Source organism: Shinella zoogloeoides, from assembly GCF_022682305.1.
GTDB lineage: Bacteria > Pseudomonadota > Alphaproteobacteria > Rhizobiales > Rhizobiaceae > Shinella > Shinella zoogloeoides_B.
On record NZ_CP093528.1, the window covers coordinates 13,513 to 32,073 of the forward strand.

Here is an 18,561-nt window from a genome sequence, read left to right on the forward strand (position 1 = left end):
GAGGGGGATACAGTGATCAAGTCGGAACTGGTGCAGATCGTCGCAGCCCGCAATCCCCACCTCTATCACCGCGACGTCGAGAACATCGTCAACGCGGTGCTGGACGAGATCACCGATGCGCTGGCCGCCGGCAATCGTGTCGAGCTGCGCGGCTTCGGCGCCTTTTCCGTCAAGAATCGCCCCTCGCGTTCCGGCCGCAACCCGCGCACGGGCGATGCGGTCTTCGTCGAGGAGAAGTGGGTTCCGTTCTTCAAGACAGGCAAGGAGCTGCGCGAGCGCCTCAATCCCGGTCAGGCCGACCAGGACGATTGAGGCGTCGCCGCTGCCGACAAGGTGACGCAATGGTCAAGAGAATAGTCAACGTCGTTATCCTCATCCCGGTCGCCATCGTGCTGATCGTGCTGTCGGTGGCGAACCGTCAACCGGTGACGCTGGCGTTCAATCCGTTCCGGCCGGAGGACAGCCTGCTCTCCGTCACCGCGCCCTTCTTCGTCTACATCTTCCTTGCGACGATCTTCGGTCTCGTGCTCGGCGCGCTCATCACCTGGTTCGCGCAGGGCAAGCACCGCAAGCGCGCGCGCCTCGAGGCAGGCGAAGCGGTGAAATGGCATACGGAAGCGGACAGGCACCGCGGCCGCGCCGAGGCCCTGGCCGCGCAGGCCGTGGTGCCCGTTTCCGGAAAGTGATCAGGCGGCCCCGCCGCCCAGCCTCGCGCCGAGATCGGCGAAGAACTGCGTCGCAAGCTTCTTCGACGTCGAATCGATGAGGCGCGAGCCGAGCTGGGCGAGCTTGCCGCCGATCTGCGCCTTCACGTCATAGGCCAGGATCGTCTCGGCGCCGTCCTCGGTCAGGCGCACATCCGCCCCACCCTTCGCAAAGCCCGCAATGCCGCCCTTGCCCTCGCCTGATATCGTATAGCTTTCCGGCGGGTTGAGGTTGGAGAGCGTCACCTCGCCGGTGAAGGTTGCCGAGACGGGGCCGATCTTGATCTTCACGGTCGCTTCCAGCTCGGTCGGCGATTTCATGGTGAGCGACTGACAGCCCGGAATACAGGCCTTCAGCACCTCCGGGTCGTTGAGCGCCGCCCAGACGGCCTCGCGCGGGGCGGCAATGCGTTCTTCGCCGGACATGTCCATGATCGATCTCCTCCCTGGAACGGTTCCAAATTTATCGCAATCGGAAAGCGCTTTGCCAAGTGGGGGAGGGATGGTATGGGAGCCGCTTGTTTTCCGGCGCTGCCGGCTCATTTTCAACCGACGACGGACGATCGATCGTGAAGGACAAACACCGCCGGCCGAAGAGCGGCCTCGCCGCGCCCGCAAGGACGCAGGCACACAGCCGGCCGGCCGGCAAGGCGTCACCCGCCGCGACCCCGAAGCCCGCCCAGGCTCCGAAGAAAGAGCCGCGCCCCGCGCCCGAGGCCCCCGCCCGCCCGCTGATGCGCCGCGAGGGCGAAAAGCCCGCTGAGCGCGTGCCCGTCATCCTCGAAACCGCCGGCTCCGACCAGTACCGCCTCATCGACAGCGGTGCCGGCGAGAAGCTGGAGCAATACGGCCCCTACCGCATCGTGCGTCCGGAGGCCCAGGCGCTCTGGCAACGGAGCCTGCCGGCCGCGCTCTGGGACAAGGCCGACGCCCTCTTCACCGGCGATACGGACGAGGACGGCATGGGCCGCTGGAAGTTCCCCAAGGCGGCGCTTGGCGAGACCTGGCCGATGCAGCTCCTCGGCGTCGATTTCCACGGTCGCTTCACCGCCTTCCGCCACGTCGGCGTCTTCCCGGAACAACTCGCTCACTGGAGCTGGATGAAGGAAAAGGTCGAGACTGCCGGCCGCCCGGTCAAGGTGCTGAACCTCTTCGGCTATACCGGGGTCGCCTCGCTCATCGCCGCCAGCGCCGGTGCCGAAGTCACCCATGTCGATGCCTCGAAGAAGGCCATCGGCTGGGCGCGCGAGAACCAGGCGCTCGGCCGCATGGAGAAGCTGCCGATCCGCTGGATCTGCGAAGACGCGATGAAGTTCATCCAGCGCGAGGAGCGCCGCGGCAGCAAATACGACATCATCCTCACCGACCCGCCGAAATTCGGCCGCGGGCCGAACGGCGAGGTCTGGCACCTCTTCGACCATCTGCCGCTGATGCTCGACATCTGCCGCGAGATCCTGTCGCCCAAGGCCATCGGCCTCGTGCTGACGGCCTATTCGATCCGCGCGAGCTTCTATTCCATCCATGAGTTGATGCGCGAGACCATGCGCGGCGCCGGCGGCACGGTGGAATCGGGCGAGCTCGTCATCCGCGAGAGCGGCCCGGACGGCGGGCAAGCCGGCCGCGCCCTCTCCACCTCCCTCTTCAGCCGATGGATCAGCGCATGAGCCACGACCACCACGGAACCCGCCGCGTCGGGCAGGTGAAGGAAGTCACGAGCCTTTCGAACCCCATCGTCAAGGACATCAAGGCACTCGCCAACAAGAAGGACCGCGACGAGACGAAGAGCTTCATGGCCGAGGGTCTGAAGCTCGTCATCGATGCGCTGGAACTCGGTTTCGAGATCAGGACGCTGGTCTACGCCAAGAACGTCAAGGACAAGCCGCAGGTCGTGCAGGCTGCGACGAAGACCGTGGCGCGCGGTGGGCTGGTGCTTGAAGTCAGCGAGAAGGTGCTCTCCTCGATCACGCGGCGCGACAATCCACAGATGGTCGTCGGTATCTTCACCCAGCGCTGGACGAGCCTGCGCGATATCCGTCCGAAGGCGAACGAGACCTATGTGGCGCTCGACCGCGTGCGCGATCCCGGCAATCTCGGCACGATCATCCGCACGGCGGATGCGGCCGGCGCGAGCGGCGTCATCCTCCTCGGCGAGACGACCGACCCCTATTCGATGGAAACCGTACGCGCCACCATGGGTTCGGTCTTCGCCCTGCCGCTGGTCAAGGCCAGCCCCGCCGACTTCCTCGGCTGGAAGAAGGGCGCGGGCGTTTCCGTCGTCGCCACGCACCTTGCGGGCGCGGTCGACTACCGCACCATCGATTACCGGAAAAAGCCCGTCGTCCTCCTCATGGGCAACGAGCAGCAGGGCCTGCCCGATGAGCTTGCCCGCGAGGCCGATGCGCTTGCCCGCATTCCGCAGGCCGGCCTTGCCGATTCGCTGAATCTGGCCATCGCCACCGGCATCATGCTCTTCGAGGCGCGCCGCCATCTCCTGACGCTGGAAGAGCGGGCATGAACGAACGCATTCCGCTGTTTTCCCGGCCGCTGCCGGTCGTCGTCCTCATCCTGCTTGCGCTGCTGCTGGACCAGGCGGTGAAGTTCGCCGTCGAGACCTGGCTTCCCTTCCAGGAGCCGGTGCATGTCATGCCCATGCTGGCGCTCTACCGCACCTACAATTACGGCGTCGCCTTCTCCATGCTGTCGGGCATGGAAGGCTGGTTCATCGTCACGCTCCGGCTCTTCGTCGTCGCCTTCGTCATCTGGCTCTGGCGGCAGACGCCCAAGGCGCGCGGCCTTGCCCATGCCGGCTACGCCTTCATCATCGCGGGCGCCTTCGGCAATCTCATCGACCGGGCGCTCTTCGGCTACGTGATCGACTATATCCTCTTCTACACCGAGACATGGTCCTTTGCGGTCTTCAACCTCGCCGACAGCTTTATCACCATCGGCGCGGGCCTCGTCGTCCTCGATGAGCTTCTGCTGCTGCGTCGCCCGAAAAGCTAAAATTCGAACGACTTGCTGAAGCCGATCTGAACGGACCCCGTGCTAATGGGGTCCGCATGAGCGAACCCGTCAAGCTTCAGAACCGGCTCCAGGCCGAATTCGCCGAACCGCCGCGCCGTTCGGCCCGCACCTCTTCCGGGGCGGGTGAGGAGGGCGATTTGCCGGCCGCCGCGCCGACCGGCAATGCGGCGATCCGCAACGCGATTGCCGGCCTCGGATTGCTGATGGCCGGGCTTGTCCTTGCGGCGGGCGTGGCGGCCGGGTTCTATGTCGCCGCCATCGGCCTCGGCCTTGCAGGGATTGCCGGCGTCGCTTTCCTCCTGCGGGTCCGCCTGCCGACAGCGGGCATGGAAGCCGCGCATGACCGCTCCTGGGAGCGTAGCGAGACGTCGCAGATCCTTTCGGCCATCCATGACGTGCTTGGGGATATCGTCGTCATGCGCGCGCTCGACGGCCGTATCCTCAGCGCCAATGCCGTCCTGGGCACGCTGACGGGCGCCGCCGAGATCGAGGGCAGGACCTGCGAGGCGCTGGGCCTTGCCTTCCGCTCGCAGGCGATCCCCCATCGCTACGATGTCGACGTCGCCGGACGCATCTATTCCTGGCACGACGTCACCGTGCGCGATCCGGTCTCCGGTGAACTCGTTATCCATTCCATCGCTCGCGACGTGACGGAGGAGCGCCGGGCGGAGCGCGAGCGCGAGCGCGCCCGCCAGCGGGCGGAAGAGGCGAGCGCGGCGAAATCGCGCCTGCTCGCCACCGTCAGCCACGAGATCCGCACGCCGCTCTCGGGCATCCTCGGCATGTCGCACCTCATCGGCCAGACGCGCCTTTCGGCCGAACAGAAGAACTACCTTTCCGGCATGCGCCAGTCCGGCCATGCGCTCGTCCAGCTCGTCGACGACCTTCTCGACTTCTCCTCCATCGAGGCCGGCCGTTTCCAACTCCGCCCGTCGGAGGAGCCGGTGCGCCCGATGCTGGAAAGCGTCGTGGAAATGCTCTCGCCGCGCGCTCACGAGAAGGGCATCGAGATCGGCTCCTTCGTTTCGCCCGAGGTGCCGGGACTTCTGCTCTACGATGCGCCGCGCCTGCGCCAGGTGCTCTATAACGTCGTCGGCAATGCCGTGAAATTCACCCATACCGGCGGCGTCTTCCTCGAAACGACACTCGACCGCGACGCCGTCGTCATCCGCGTCACCGACAGCGGCCCGGGCATGAGCGCCGGGGAACAGGCGCGTATCTTCGAGGAATTCGAACAGGCCGGAAGCGCCGCCCAGCGCAGCGGCGGCACCGGCCTCGGTCTTGCCATCTCTGCCCGCATCCTGCGCGAGGCGGGCGGTGCGCTGACGCTCGAAAGCGTGCCCGGCAAGGGCAGCACCTTCACCATCCGCATGCCGGTCGATCTGCGCACGACGGTGGCGGGCAGGACGCGCAAGGGCGTGCTTTCGGACAGCCTCGTCTTCCTGCTCGCGCCCGAAGGGCCGGCCGCCAGGGCGTTGGCGTGCACCGTCGAGGCGCTCGGGGGTGCTTGTCATCTCGCCACCACCGTCACTGAAGCGCTGGAACACCTCCAGTCCCTTGCCGGGCGCAGGGCGGAACTGACCGACATCATTGTCGACAACCGCCTTGCCGGGGCCTTCCGCCGGGAACTGGCCGACCTCGCCTATCTGCGCGACAGCGGCGCGCGCCGCATCTATCTCGTCAATCCGGAAGAACGCGGCGCGCGGGCGATCGGCAATGGCGAGGGCTACGACTCCTGGCTCATCCGCCCGCTGCGCGAGCGTTCGCTGGTCGAGGTGCTGCGCGGCCGCATGAAGGGCATCGAGGTGCGCGACGCCATCAACGACAATCGACCGATCCTGAAGGACCTGCCGCCCGCCGTGCCCGATCCGGTGCCGGCCGCCCCGGCGGGCGCGCGCATCCTCCTTGCCGAGGACGACCCGGTGAACGCCATGCTGGTGCGCTCCGTGCTGGAGCGGGCGGGCCATACGGTGCGCCATGTGCCGGATTATCCGGCGCTCGTCGCCGCGCTCGGCGGGGCGACGGCTGCCGGTCCCTTCGCCGCCGACCTCATCGTCACCGATCTCGGCATGCCCGGCGGCGAGGGCAGGGAGATGATCGCCCGCATCGCCAGGGGTGATTATGGCAATGCGCCGCTGCCGGTGATCGTGCTGACGGCGGACAGCCGCGCCGGCCTCGGCGAGGCGCTGCGGGATGCCGGCGCCGGTGCGGTTCTGGCCAAGCCCGCGGATCCGGCCCGGCTGGTCGCGGAAATCGCCCGCCTCATGCGCCGCGCCACCGCATGAGGCTACCCAAGCCCGCTTCGCGTCATTATCTTGTTGCAGAATCGTGGTTTAAACCACGCAGTTTCGCCTAACGGATACAGTATCATGACGCTCGACCTCGCCCCGACCATCGCACCGCAGGAGACGGCCCAGAAGCCGGCCCCCGTCGCCGGCCGCTCGGGCACGGACGTGCTCGGCCGCATCGGCAATCTCGAAACGCGCATCGCCCGTTCCGTCTCGGAGATCGACGCCGCGCAGGCCGTCCGCTATCGCGTCTTTGCCGAGGAGATGAACGCCACGCTCTCGTCCGATGCCGTGCGCCGCAAGCGCGATATCGACGCCTGGGACATGGTCTGCGACCACCTGCTGGTGCTCGACACCACGATCGAGGGCGATGCGGAAGAGCAGATCGTCGGCACCTATCGCCTGTTGCGGCAGGACGTGGCGGCAGGCTCCGGCGGTTTCTATTCCCAGTCCGAATTCGACGTCGAGGCGCTGATCGCCCGCCATCCCGACAAGCGCTTCATGGAACTCGGCCGTTCCTGCGTGCTGCCCGCCTATCGCACAAAGCGCACTGTGGAGTTGCTCTGGCAGGGTGCCTGGGCCTATTCGCTGAGACATGGCATCGACGTGATGTTCGGCTGTGCCTCCTTCCATGGAACGGTGCCGGAGGAGCATGCACTGGCGCTCTCCTTCCTGCATCATAACGTTCTTGCGAAAGACGAGTGGAGCGTTTCGGCCCGGCCGGAACGCTTCCGCACCATGGACCTGATGCCGTCCGAAGGCGTCGATGCGCGCAAGGCGCTCGCCGCCATGCCGCCGCTCGTCAAGGGTTACCTGCGCCTTGGCGCGGCCATCGGCGACGGCGCGGTCGTCGACCACAGTTTCAATACGACGGATGTGCTGATCGTCCTGCCGATCGGCAAGATCTCGGGCCGCTACCTGAATTACTACGGTGCGGATGCGGGGCGTTTCGCCAGCTAGCCCTTTGGGCGTCATCTGTTGGTTTCCGCCCGCTCCAGAGGCCTGGAGCGGGCGGTTTTCGTTATACGCCGGAATTGTAGGCGGCGAGCGCGGCCATGTTGACGATGTCGCTGTCCTTCGCGCCCATCGAGACGATCTGCACCGACTTGTCGAGACCGACGAGCAGGGGACCGATGACCGTCGAGCCACCAAGTTCCTGAAGCATCTTGGTCGAGATCGAGGCCGAGTGGAACGCCGGCATGACGAGCACGTTGCCGGGCGCCGAAAGGCGGCAGAACGGATACTGTTCCATGATGCGCGGGTTCAGCGCCACATCGGCCGCCATCTCGCCGTCATATTCGAAATCGACGCGGCGGCGGTCGAGGATCTTCACGGCCTCGCGCACCCGTTCCGAGCGTTCGCCGGAAGGATGGCCGAAGGTCGAGTAGGCGAGCATGGCGACGCGCGGCTCGTAGCCGAGGCGGCGGGCAAGGCCGGCCGCTTCCTCGGCGATATCCGCCAGTTCCTCCGAGGAGGGCATGTCGTGCACGGCCGTGTCGGCGACCAGCACGGCGCGGCCGCGGCAGAGCGCCAGCGAGGCGCCGATGACCCGGTGGCCGGGCTTGGCGTCGATGCAGCGGCGCACGTCTTCCAGCGCGGTCGAGTAGTTGCGGGTGAGACCCGTCACCATGCCGTCCGCATCGCCCAGCGCCACCATGCAGGCCGCGAAGTGATTGCGGTCGTTATGGATCAGGCGCTGCGCGTCACGGAAGAGGAAGCCCTTCCGCTGGAGGCGCGCATAGAGATAGTCGATATAGACATTGTTGCGCTTGGAGATGCGGGCATTGACCAGCTCGATGCCGGGCCGGTCGAGATCGATGCCGGCTTTTTCCGCCGTCTCGCGCATCTGCTCCTCGCGGCCGAGCAGGATGGCGGTGCCGAGCTGCTGGTTGGCGTAGGAGACGGCGGCGCGCATCATCTGCTCCTCCTCGCCTTCCGCGAAGACCACGCGCTTCGGCTGGCGGCGCACGCGGGCATAGATCTGCTGCAGCGTCGAGGCGATCGGATCGCGGCGAGCGCGCAGGTCGCGGGCATAGGCGTCGAGGTCGGGAATGTCCTTGCGCGCGACGCCCGTCTCCATCGCCGCCTTGGCGACGGCGACGGGGATTGCCGAGATGAGGCGCGGGTCGAAGGGCACGGGGATGATGTACTGCGCGCCGAAGCGCGGACGCACGCCCTGATAGGCGGCGGCGACGTCATCCGGCACGTCTTCCTTGGCAAGATGCGCCAGCGCCTCGGCGGCGGCGATCTTCATCGCATCGTTGATGGTGGAGGCGCGCACGTCGAGCGCCCCGCGGAAGATGTAGGGGAAGCCGAGCACGTTGTTGACCTGGTTCGGATAGTCCGAACGGCCGGTCGCGACGATGGCGTCGTCGCGGATGCGGGCGACTTCTTCCGGCGTGATTTCCGGGTCGGGATTGGCCATGGCGAAGATGATCGGCTTCGGCGCCATGGAGCGGATCATCTCCTCGGAGAAGGCGCCCTTGGCGGAAAGGCCGAAGACGACGTCCGCGCCCACCATGGCCTCGGCCAGCGAACGGCGATCCGTCTTGACGGCGTGGGCCGACTTCCACTGGTTCATGCCGTCTTCGCGGCCCTGGTAGATGACGCCCTTGGTGTCGCAGAGGATGACGTTTTCCGGGGCGAAGCCCATTGCCTTGATCAGTTCGATGCAGGCGATGGCGGCTGCGCCCGCGCCGTTGCAGACGAGCTTGGTGGTCTTGAAGTCGCGGCCGGTCAGCGCCAACGCGTTGATGAGGCCCGCGGCGGCGATGATGGCGGTGCCGTGCTGGTCGTCGTGGAAGACGGGGATGTCCATCAGTTCGCGCAGGCGTTGCTCGATGATGAAGCAGTCGGGGGCCTTGATGTCCTCGAGATTGATGCCGCCGAAGGAGGGGCCGAGATAGCGCACGCAGTTGATGAACTCGTCGACATTCTCGGTGTCGACCTCGAGGTCGATGGAATCGACGTCGGCGAAGCGCTTGAAGAGGACGGACTTGCCTTCCATCACGGGCTTGGAGGCGAGGGCGCCGAGATTGCCGAGGCCAAGGATGGCGGTGCCGTTGGAGATGACCGCGACCATGTTGCCGCGCGTCGTGTAGTCATAGGCGGTGGCGGGGTTCTCGGCGATGGCCTTCACCGGTACGGCGACGCCCGGCGAATAGGCGAGCGCGAGGTCGCGCTGCGTCGCCATCGGCTTGGTGGGCGTGATTTCCAGCTTGCCGGGACGGCCGGTCGCGTGGAAGTCCAGCGCCTCCTGGTCCGTGACGGTTGCCCTCTGGCGATCTGATTTGTCGGTTCCCGGCATATTCCCCCCTTCACACTTCTGTGGGCGATAGGCCCATAACTGCATACGGCAGTTGTTTTCTATACCCCCGCACGGCTAGGGTGAAACCTCTTTTTTGGGAAGAACAGACCCTCCGTTTTGGAAGAAACAGTATCTCCGTGAACGATCAGATCGTGCGAGCGAACGACATCCTGTCGACGGCAGAGCTTGCCAGCGACGAAAGCCGCGCATCGGCAACGCCGATGATGGAACAGTATATCGAGATCAAGGCCGCCAACCCGGACAGCATGCTGTTCTACCGGATGGGCGACTTCTACGAGCTGTTCTTCCAGGACGCGGTGGACGCATCGCGCGCCCTCGGCATCACGCTGACCAAGCGCGGCCAGCATCTGGGCCTCGATATCCCGATGTGCGGCGTGCCCGTCCATGCGGCGGACGACTATCTCCAGAAGCTGATCGCCGTCGGCTTCCGCGTGGCGGTCTGCGAGCAGGTGGAAGACCCGGCGGAGGCCAAGAAGCGCGGCTCCAAGTCGGTGGTGCGCCGCGATGTGGTGCGCCTCGTCACGCCCGGCACGCTGACCGAGGAAAAGCTCCTTTCGCCCTCCGACGCCAACTACCTGATGGCCGTCGCCCGCATCCGCGGCGGGGCGGAACCGGCCATGGCGCTCGCCTGGATCGACATCTCTACCGGCATCTTCCGCCTGTCCGAGACGGCGCAGGGCCAGCTTCTCGCCGATATCCTGCGTATCGATCCGCGCGAGCTGATCGTGCCGGACACGCTGTTCCACGACCCGGAATTCCGCCCGGTGCTGGATGTCGTCGGCCGCGTCGCCGTGCCCCAACCGGCCGTGCTGTTCGACAGCGCGACGGCTGAGGGCCGCATCGCCCGCTATTTCGGCGTCTCGACGCTCGACGGCTTCGGCACCTTCTCCCGCGCCGAGCTTGCCGCGGCCTCGGCGGCGATCTCCTACGTGGAGAAGACCCAGATCGCCGAGCGCCCGCCGCTCGGACGGCCGGAGCGCGAAAGCTCGGCCTCCACGCTCTTCATCGACCCGGCGACGCGCGGCAATCTCGAACTGGTGCGCACCCAGTCCGGCGACCGCGCCGGCACGCTGCTGAAGGCCATCGACCGCACCGTCACCAGCGGTGGCGCGCGCCTTCTCGCCGAGCGGCTGATGTCGCCGCTGACCGACCCCGACGCGATCAACGTGCGGCTCGATTCCATCGCGATGCTGGGCGAACGCCCGTCCTTCAGCGAGGACCTGCGCCGCGCGCTGAAGGCGCTGCCCGACATGCCCAGAGCCCTTTCCCGTATCGCGCTCGGCCGTGGCGGCCCGCGCGACCTCGGCGCGATCCTGCAGGGTCTTTCGGTGTCCTCCGCCATCGCGCAGCTGATGGTGGTGGAAGATCTCGGCGGCGAGCTTGCGGGTGCCCGCGCCGCCATCGCCGCGCTGCCCGTCGACCTGTCACACCGCCTCGCCGTGATGCTGGCCGACGAATTGCCGCTCCTGAAACGCGACGGCGGCTTCATCCGCGAGGGAGCGGACGGCGAGTTGGACGAGATGCGCGCGTTGCGCGACCAATCCCGCCGCGTCATTGCCGGCCTGCAACTGCAATATGCCGAGGAAACGGGCGTCAAGTCGCTGAAGATCAAGCACAACAACGTGCTCGGTTATTTCATCGAGGTCTCCGCCGGCAATGCCTCGGCGCTGACGGACGGCGACGAGGCCAAGGCCCGCTTCATCCACCGCCAGACCATGGCCGGCGCGATGCGCTTCACGACGACGGTGCTCTCCGAGCTGGAAACCAGGATCGCCAACGCCGCCGACCGGGCGCTCGCCATCGAGCTTGCCGCCTTCGACAGGCTGGTCGAGGCGGTTGTCGCTGAGGCCGAGGCCATCAAGGCGGCGGCGCGCGCGCTTGCCGTGGTCGACGTCTCCGTCGGCCTTGCGGCGCTTGCCGAGGAGCAGGCCTATTGCCGGCCCGTGGTCGACAATTCCACCATGTTCGCCATCGTCGGCGGTCGGCATCCGGTCGTCGAGCAGGCGCTGCGCCGCCAGCAGGCCGCCGCTTTCGTCGCCAATTCCTGTGACCTCTCGCCCACGGACGGCAAGGGCCACGGCGCGATCTGGCTGCTGACCGGCCCCAACATGGGTGGTAAGTCGACCTTCCTGCGCCAGAACGCGCTCATCGCCATCCTCGCGCAGATGGGCGCCTACGTGCCGGCCGAGAGCGCCCATATCGGCATCGTCGACCGGCTCTTCTCGCGCGTCGGCGCGTCGGACGACCTTGCGCGCGGCCGCTCCACCTTCATGGTCGAGATGGTCGAGACGGCGGCGATCCTCAACCAGGCGACCGAGCGCTCGCTGGTCATCCTCGACGAGATCGGTCGCGGCACCGCCACCTTCGATGGTCTCTCCATCGCCTGGGCCGCCGTCGAGCACCTGCACGAGGCCAACCGTTGCCGGGGTCTCTTCGCCACCCATTTCCACGAGCTGACCGTGCTGTCGGAAAAGCTCGCCCGCCTTTCCAATGCCACGATGCGCGTCAAGGAATGGGACGGCGACGTCATCTTCCTGCATGAGGTCGGCCCCGGCGCGGCGGACCGCTCCTACGGCATCCAGGTGGCCCGCCTTGCCGGCCTGCCGCCTTCGGTCGTGGCACGCGCGAAGGACGTGCTCGCCAAGCTGGAGGATGCCGACCGCAAGAACCCGGCAAGCCAGCTCATCGACGACCTGCCGCTCTTCCAGGTGGCGGTGCGCCGCGAGGAGGCGCAGCGTAGCGGGCCGTCGAAGGTGGAGGAACTGGTCAAGGGCCTCAACCCGGACGACATGACGCCGCGCGAGGCGCTGGATGCGCTCTATGCGCTGAAGAAAGAACTTGGCAAAGCCTAGCGGCTCGGATCATTGTCCTTGCATGCTGAAAGGGTCTATAGGCATGCGAACCGAACGGGCGATGGACGACAAGCGGGACGCAGGCCGGAATCCGATGGAAAAGAAGCTTCTGGCGCCGGCCGAGTCCGGCCTGCTCGACGTTCCGGCGTTGCGCGCCCGCTGCGAATTCATCGCCAGCACCAATGCCGATTTCCGCGACCGCATGCGCCGCGAACTTCTCGCCGAGTTCAAGAAGGTCAACGTGGCAGGCCGCGCCCGCGCCCGCGAGCTGCTTTTCGAGGACGGCAGCGGCCTGCAATGCGCCGCGCGCATCTCCTGGCTTCAGGACCAGCTCATCGCCGTCCTGCACGACTTCGCCCTCAACCATGTCTTCAGCGCGGGACAGGCCCCGCCCGATACGCGCATCACGGTCACGGCCGTCGGCGGCTACGGGCGCGGCACGCTGGCGCCCGGCTCGGATATCGACCTGCTCTTCCTGCTGCCGGCAAGGCCGGCCCCCTGGAGCGAGCCGGCCATCGAGTTCATGCTCTATATCCTGTGGGATCTCGGCTTCAAGGTCGGTCACGCCACGCGCAATCTGGAGGAATGCATCCAGCTTTCCAAGGGCGACATGACCATCCGAACGGCGATCCTCGAGGCGCGCTACATCTGCGGCTCGGTGGCGCTGTTCGAGGAGATGGCGGTGCGCTTCGACCGCGAGATCGTGCGCGGCACCGGCCCGGAATTCATCGCGGCGAAGCTCGCCGAGCGCGACGAGCGCCACCGCAAGGCCGGCGACACGCGCTATCTCGTCGAGCCGAACGTCAAGGAAGGCAAGGGCGGGCTGCGTGACCTGCATACGCTGTTCTGGATCGCCAAATATTTCTACCACATCAAGGACCCTGCCGAACTGGTGAAGCTCGGCGTCCTCTCGCGTCAGGAATACAAGCTCTTCCGCAAGGCGGACGATTTCCTCTGGGCGGTGCGCTGCCACATGCATTTCCTGACGGGCAAGGCCGAGGAGCGCCTTTCCTTCGACATCCAGCGCGAGATCGCCGAATGCCTCGGCTACCAGCCGCATCCGGGCCTGTCCGCCGTCGAGCGCTTCATGAAGCACTATTTCCTCGTGGCCAAGGACGTCGGCGACCTCACGCGCATCTTCTGCGCGACGCTGGAGGACCAGCAGGCCAAGGAAGCGCCGGGCATCACCGCCGCCATCAGCCGCTTCACGCGGCGCACGCGAAAAATCGCCGGAACGCTGGATTTCCTGGAGGATCGCGGCCGCATCACCATCGTCGACCCCGAGGTGTTCAAGCGCGATCCGGTCAACCTCATCCGTCTCTTCCACATCGCCGACATCAACGGGCTGGAATTCCATCCGGACGCGCTGAAACAGGTCACCCGCTCGCTGGCGCTCATCAACGGCGCGCTGCGCGAGGACGAGGAGGCGAACCGCCTGTTCCTGTCCATCCTCACCTCGCCGCGCGATCCGGCGCTGATCCTGCGCCGCATGAACGAAGCCGGCGTGCTCGGCCGCTTCATCCCGGATTTCGGCAAGATCGTCGCGATGATGCAGTTCAACATGTATCATCACTACACGGTCGACGAGCACCTGATCCGCTCCGTCGGGGTGCTGGCGAATATCGACCAGGGCCGTGAGAAGGAAGCCCATCCCCTCAGCTACCAGGTGATGCCGAGCATCGAGGACCGCATCCCGCTCTATGTCGCCGTCCTGCTGCACGATATCGCCAAGGGTCGGCCGGAGGACCATTCGGTGGCCGGCGCCAAGGTCGCGCGAAAACTCTGCCCGCGCTTCGGCCTGTCGCCCAAGCAGACGGAACTGGTCGTCTGGCTTATCGAGGAGCACCTGACCATGTCGATGGTCGCACAGACGCGCGACCTCAACGACCGCAAGACCATCGTGGATTTCGCCGACAAGGTGCAGTCCATGGAGCGGCTGAAGATGCTGCTGGTGCTGACGGTCTGCGATATCCGCGCCGTCGGCCCGGGCGTGTGGAACGGCTGGAAGGGCCAGCTCCTGCGCACGCTCTACTATGAGACGGAACTGCTCATCTCCGGCGGCTTTTCCGAGCTGTCGCGCAAGGAGCGCGCGCAGGCCGCCCGCGAAATGCTGTCGCAGGCGCTGCCGGACGACTGGAGCCAGAAGGACCGCAAGACCTATACGCGCCTCCACTACGAGCCTTACCTTCTCACGGTGTCGCTGGAGGATCAGGTCCGTCACGCCGCCTTCATCCGCGAGACGGACCGGGCGAGGCAGACGCTCGCCACTACGGTGCGTACCCATTCCTTCCATGCCATCACGGAAATCACGGTGCTGTCGCCCGACCATCCGCGCCTCCTGACGGTCATCGCCGGGGCCTGCGCGGCGGCGGGGGCGAACATCGTCGACGCGCAGATCTTCACGACCTCGGACGGCCGCGCGCTCGACACGATCCTCGTCAACCGTGAATTCCCCAACGATGCGGACGAGATGCGCCGCGCCGGCACGATCGGCCGCATGATCGAGGACGTGCTGTCCGGCCGCAAGCGCCTGCCGGAGGTGATCGCGACGCGCACGAAGAGCCGCAAGCGCAGCCGCACCTTCACGGTCTCGCCGGCCGTCACCATTTCCAACACGCTGTCGAACAAGTTCACCGTCATCGAGATCGAATGCCTCGACCGCCCCGGCCTTCTTTCCGAGGTCACGGCCGTGCTCTCCGATCTCTCGCTCGATATCGCCTCGGCGCATATCACCACCTTCGGCGAGAAGGTCATCGACACCTTCTACGTCACCGACCTCGTCGGCCAGAAGGTCACCAACGAAAACAGGCAGGCCAACATCGTCGCGCGGCTGAAGGCCGTCATGGCCGACGAGGTGGATGAACTGCGCGACCGCATGCCGCCCGGCATGATCGCGCCCGTTCCCGCCGTGGCGAAAAGGATCAGGGCAGAACAATGAGTCTCGTCAGGAAATTCGCGACCGTGGGCGGCGCGACGCTCGGCAGCCGCGTGCTCGGCTTCGCGCGCGAAACGCTGATGGCTGCGGCCCTCGGCACGGGGCCGATGGCCGACGCCTTCTATGCCGCCTTCCGTTTCCCGAACCTCTTTCGCCGGCTCTTCGCCGAGGGCGCGTTCAACGCCGCCTTCGTGCCGCTCTTCGCCAAGGAGATCGAGGCCGGCGGCATCGACGGGGCCAAGCGCTTCTCCGAGGAGGTTTTCGGCGTCCTCTTCACCGTGCTCATGGTGCTGACCGTCGCGATGGAATTCCTCATGCCGTTCCTCGTCGCCTGGGTAATCGCGCCCGGCTTCGTGGGCGATCCGGAGAAGTTCGACATCACGGTGCGGCTCGCCGCCGTCATGTTCCCCTATCTCATGTGCATGTCGCTGACGGCCATGCTGTCGGGCATGCTGAACTCGCTGCATCACTATTTCGCCGCCGCCGTCGCCCCGATCTTCCTCAACGTCGTCCTGATCGGCGCACTCGGCTACGGTCTCTGGCAGGGCGCTTCGCCGCTGGAAACGGCCTGGTATCTTTCCTGGGGCGTGCTTGCCGCCGGCATTCTCCAGATGGCGGTGCTCTATGCCGGGGTGCGCTATGCCGGCATGCGGATCGGCTTCCGCCGCCCGCGCATGACGCCGAACGTCAAGCGCCTGCTCTGGCTCGCCTTCCCGGCCGCCGTCACGGGCGGCATCACCCAGATCAACCAGCTCATCGGCCAGATGATCGCCTCCACCAAGGAGGGCGCGATCTCGGCCCTGCAATATGCCGACCGCGTCTACCAGCTTCCGCTCGGCGTCGTCGGTATCGCCGTCGGCGTGGTCCTGCTGCCGGAACTGGCGCGCGCGCTGAAGGGCGGCCACGAGCGCGAGGCCGGCAACCTGCAGAACCGCTCCCTGGAATTCGTGCTCTTCCTGACGCTGCCGGCCGCCGGTGCGCTCTGGGTCATCTCCGACGAGATCGTGCGCGTGCTTTACGAGCGCGGCGCCTTCAACCCGCAAACGACCTCCATCGTCGCCGGAACGCTCGCCATCTACGGCCTCGGCCTGCCCGGTTTCGTGATGATCAAGGCCCTCAATCCCGGCTTCTTCGCCCGCGAGGATACAAGGACGCCGATGCGCATCACCATGCTCTCGGTTGTCGTCAACTGCGTGCTGGCGGTCTCGCTCTTCCCGCTCTTCCACGAGCGCGGGATCGCGACCGCGGAGACCGCCTCCGGCTGGCTGACGGCGCTCCTGCTCTTCGTCACGCTGGTGCGACGGGGCCATTGGCCGCTGGAGAAGGCGCTCGTCTGGCGTGTCGCACGGCTGCTCGTCGCCACGCTCGTCATGGCCGCGACGCTCGAATATGCCTCCGGCTACCTTGCCGATTATCTCGGCTCGGCCGCGCCGATCTACACGCAGATCCTCGCCCTCGGCGCGCTCGTGGCACTCGCCATGGTCGTCTATTTCGCGGTCGCCTTCCTCATCGGCGGGGCGGACCTCGGCATGATCCGCCGCAACATGAAGCGCAAGCCGAAGGCCGCCCCGTCGGAGTGAGATGTCAGCGCGCGGCGAGCCGCGCGCGCTTCGTCAGCCGGGCGAACCCGCCGCCGCAATAATGCCAGCGCCGCTTCGGCCCGACATCGACATGCACGATGCCGTTGCAATAGGTACCGATGCCGCCGATGGCCGGCGCCGTGCTGGCCGCCGCGATGATCCGTTTCACGGAAACGCCGGGGACGCGGATATCGGCGGCAAGGCATTTGCGGTGATAGGAGCCGCGCCGCCCGTTCGAGCGATGGCCCGAGGTGACGAGCGGCCGCCGGCCGACGACCCGGGCGATATGGGTGAGAACCCCGCGCAACTTGCCCGGAAAGCATCGGTGCCGCACGCGCGGCGTCTGGATCGTGTAGATTTTTGCGTCCGCGCCCTTATCGGCTCTGGAAGCATGTTTGCGGCCTGCCGTGGTCTCGGTCGCGAAGAGCGATGTCAGCGCGACGACGCAGGCAAGCAGGATGGAACCGTTCTTCTGCACGGGTCATCTCCGTTTTGCGCCCCTTCGTCACAAAACGGCCGATCGGGACCGGCCTTCCCCCCAAATCCCCGGCGGGAAGGGACAACCGGAAAATGTCTTTTATAAGGACTCTCTCATGCGCGCCGCGGCCTCTCGGCGCGCCCCCTTGATCGAGGCCCCCGCGCCGTGCATAAGCGCGACGTATTTTTATAGGCAGTTCCGGCTGAAGATTTTCCCGGAATTGCTCGTGCAACTGGGACCAGGCCCTCCACCCGCCTGAAGGAAACACCGTCATGAGCGCATTCAAGCCTCTCGTCTTCTCCGGCGTCCAGCCGACCGGCAATCTTCACCTCGGCAACTATCTGGGCGCGATCCGCAAGTTCGTCGCCCTGCAGGAAGACAACGACTGCATCTATTGCGTCGTCGACCTCCACGCGCTCACCGCGCAGCTCGTGCATGAGGACATGCGGAACCAGATCCGCTCCATCGCCGCCGCCTTCATTGCCTCCGGTATCGACCCGAAGAAGCATATCGTCTTCAACCAGTCCGCTGTGCCGCAGCATTCCGAGCTCGCCTGGATCTTCAATTGCGTGGCGCGCATCGGCTGGATGGAGCGCATGACGCAGTTCAAGGACAAGGCCGGCGGCAAGAATGCCGAGCAGGTCTCCCTCGGCCTGCTCGCCTATCCGAGCCTGATGGCGGCCGACATCCTCGTCTATCGCGCGACCCATGTTCCGGTCGGCGACGACCAGAAGCAGCATCTGGAGCTGACACGCGACATCGCGCAGAAGTTCAACATCGACTTCGGCAGCCACATCCGCAAGGCCGGCACGGGTGTCGACATCGTCGTTGGCGAGGAGCCGGTGCATGCCTATTTCCCAATGGTCGAGCCGCTGATCGGTGGTCCTGCACCGCGCGTCATGAGCCTGCGCGATGGCACGAAGAAGATGTCGAAGTCGGATGCCTCGGACCTTTCGCGCATCAACCTGCTCGACGATGCCGACACCATCTCCAAGAAGATCCGCAAGGCCAAGACCGACCCGGACGCCTTGCCGAGCGAAGCCGAAGGCCTGAAGGGTCGTCCCGAGGCGGAAAATCTCGTCGGCATCTATGCCGCGCTCTCCGACAAGTCCAAGGCGGACATCCTCGCCGAATTCGGCGGCCAGCAATTCTCGGTCTTCAAGCCGGCGCTGGTCGATCTCGCCGTCAACGTCCTCTCGCCGATCACCGACGAGATGCGCCGCCTGATGGACGACACGAGCCACATCGACGCGATCCTCCGGGACGGCGGCGAAAGGGCGCGGGCAAGGGCGGAAAAAACCATGAAGGAAGTTCGCGACATCATCGGTTTTGTGCAGTAAGGTCGCCGCGAAAAGACCGCATATCAGGAGCG

At 66.2% G+C, this 18,561-nt stretch carries 14 protein-coding genes; 11 read left to right on the forward strand and 3 right to left on the reverse strand.

Annotation, left to right across the window (positions count from 1 at the left end):
- The first annotated feature begins 12 nt into the window (after nt 1-12).
- On the forward strand, nt 13-312 hold the full coding sequence (locus MOE34_RS00080; RefSeq protein ID WP_117367685.1) for an integration host factor subunit beta: 300 nt from the start codon (nt 13-15) through the stop codon (nt 310-312).
- A 29-nt stretch (nt 313-341) separates the two neighbouring features.
- Nucleotides 342-686, forward strand: coding sequence for a LapA family protein (locus MOE34_RS00085; RefSeq protein WP_242219702.1), 345 nt, complete (start codon nt 342-344; stop codon nt 684-686).
- Here the strand turns inward: MOE34_RS00085 and MOE34_RS00090 are convergent, their stop codons facing one another.
- Nucleotides 687-1,136, reverse strand: coding sequence for an SRPBCC family protein (locus MOE34_RS00090; RefSeq protein ID WP_242219704.1), 450 nt, complete (start codon nt 1,134-1,136; stop codon nt 687-689).
- Nucleotides 1,137-1,270: 134 nt separating this feature from the next.
- On the opposite strand from MOE34_RS00090, the gene MOE34_RS00095 reads away from it, so the two are divergent.
- From MOE34_RS00095 to MOE34_RS00120, 5 genes are all read left to right on the forward strand, one after another.
- Entirely contained in the window at nt 1,271-2,368 is a 1,098-nt protein-coding gene (locus tag MOE34_RS00095; protein ID WP_431522451.1) for a class I SAM-dependent methyltransferase, read from the forward strand.
- Complete coding sequence (locus MOE34_RS00100; protein WP_242219709.1) at nt 2,365-3,219, forward strand: TrmH family RNA methyltransferase; 855 nt, start codon at nt 2,365-2,367, stop codon at nt 3,217-3,219. Before MOE34_RS00095 ends, MOE34_RS00100 begins: the two co-directional genes overlap by 4 nt.
- A complete protein-coding gene (gene lspA, locus MOE34_RS00105) occupies nt 3,216-3,707 on the forward strand; it encodes a signal peptidase II (RefSeq protein WP_242219711.1) in 492 nt (163 codons plus the stop codon). Before MOE34_RS00100 ends, lspA begins: the two co-directional genes overlap by 4 nt.
- 56 nt (nt 3,708-3,763) lie before the next feature.
- A complete protein-coding gene (locus MOE34_RS25395) occupies nt 3,764-6,013 on the forward strand; it encodes a hybrid sensor histidine kinase/response regulator (protein ID WP_277955656.1) in 2,250 nt (749 codons plus the stop codon).
- An 84-nt stretch (nt 6,014-6,097) separates the two neighbouring features.
- Nucleotides 6,098-6,976: a GNAT family N-acetyltransferase gene (locus MOE34_RS00120; protein WP_242219713.1), complete on the forward strand. Its 879-nt coding sequence runs from the start codon at nt 6,098-6,100 to the stop codon at nt 6,974-6,976.
- 61 nt (nt 6,977-7,037) lie between these two features.
- Here the strand turns inward: MOE34_RS00120 and MOE34_RS00125 are convergent, their stop codons facing one another.
- Nucleotides 7,038-9,323, reverse strand: a complete 2,286-nt coding sequence (locus tag MOE34_RS00125; protein WP_242219715.1) for an NADP-dependent malic enzyme — start codon at nt 9,321-9,323, stop codon at nt 7,038-7,040.
- A 137-nt stretch (nt 9,324-9,460) separates the two neighbouring features.
- Here MOE34_RS00125 and mutS point away from each other — a divergent pair, with 137 nt between their 5' ends.
- The 3 genes from mutS (at nt 9,461) to murJ (ending at nt 16,711) form a co-directional block, all read left to right on the forward strand.
- Nucleotides 9,461-12,196, forward strand: a complete 2,736-nt coding sequence (mutS, locus tag MOE34_RS00130) for a DNA mismatch repair protein MutS (RefSeq protein ID WP_242219716.1) — start codon at nt 9,461-9,463, stop codon at nt 12,194-12,196.
- A 94-nt stretch (nt 12,197-12,290) separates the two neighbouring features.
- Entirely contained in the window at nt 12,291-15,134 is a 2,844-nt protein-coding gene (locus MOE34_RS00135) for a [protein-PII] uridylyltransferase (RefSeq protein ID WP_242224183.1), read from the forward strand.
- The gene (gene murJ, locus MOE34_RS00140) at nt 15,131-16,711 is read left to right on the forward strand and encodes a murein biosynthesis integral membrane protein MurJ (protein WP_242219719.1); all 1,581 of its coding nucleotides are present in this window, start codon (nt 15,131-15,133) and stop codon (nt 16,709-16,711) included. The genes MOE34_RS00135 and murJ overlap by 4 nt, the downstream gene beginning before the upstream one ends.
- Nucleotides 16,712-16,715: 4 nt before the next feature.
- Here murJ and MOE34_RS00145 read toward each other — a convergent pair whose 3' ends face one another.
- The gene (locus MOE34_RS00145) at nt 16,716-17,189 is read right to left on the reverse strand and encodes a YcbK family protein (RefSeq protein WP_242219720.1); all 474 of its coding nucleotides are present in this window, start codon (nt 17,187-17,189) and stop codon (nt 16,716-16,718) included.
- A 272-nt stretch (nt 17,190-17,461) separates the two neighbouring features.
- On the opposite strand from MOE34_RS00145, the gene trpS reads away from it, so the two are divergent.
- Nucleotides 17,462-18,529: a tryptophan--tRNA ligase gene (gene trpS, locus MOE34_RS00150; protein WP_119257424.1), complete on the forward strand. Its 1,068-nt coding sequence runs from the start codon at nt 17,462-17,464 to the stop codon at nt 18,527-18,529.
- The last annotated feature ends 32 nt before the right edge of the window (nt 18,530-18,561 follow it).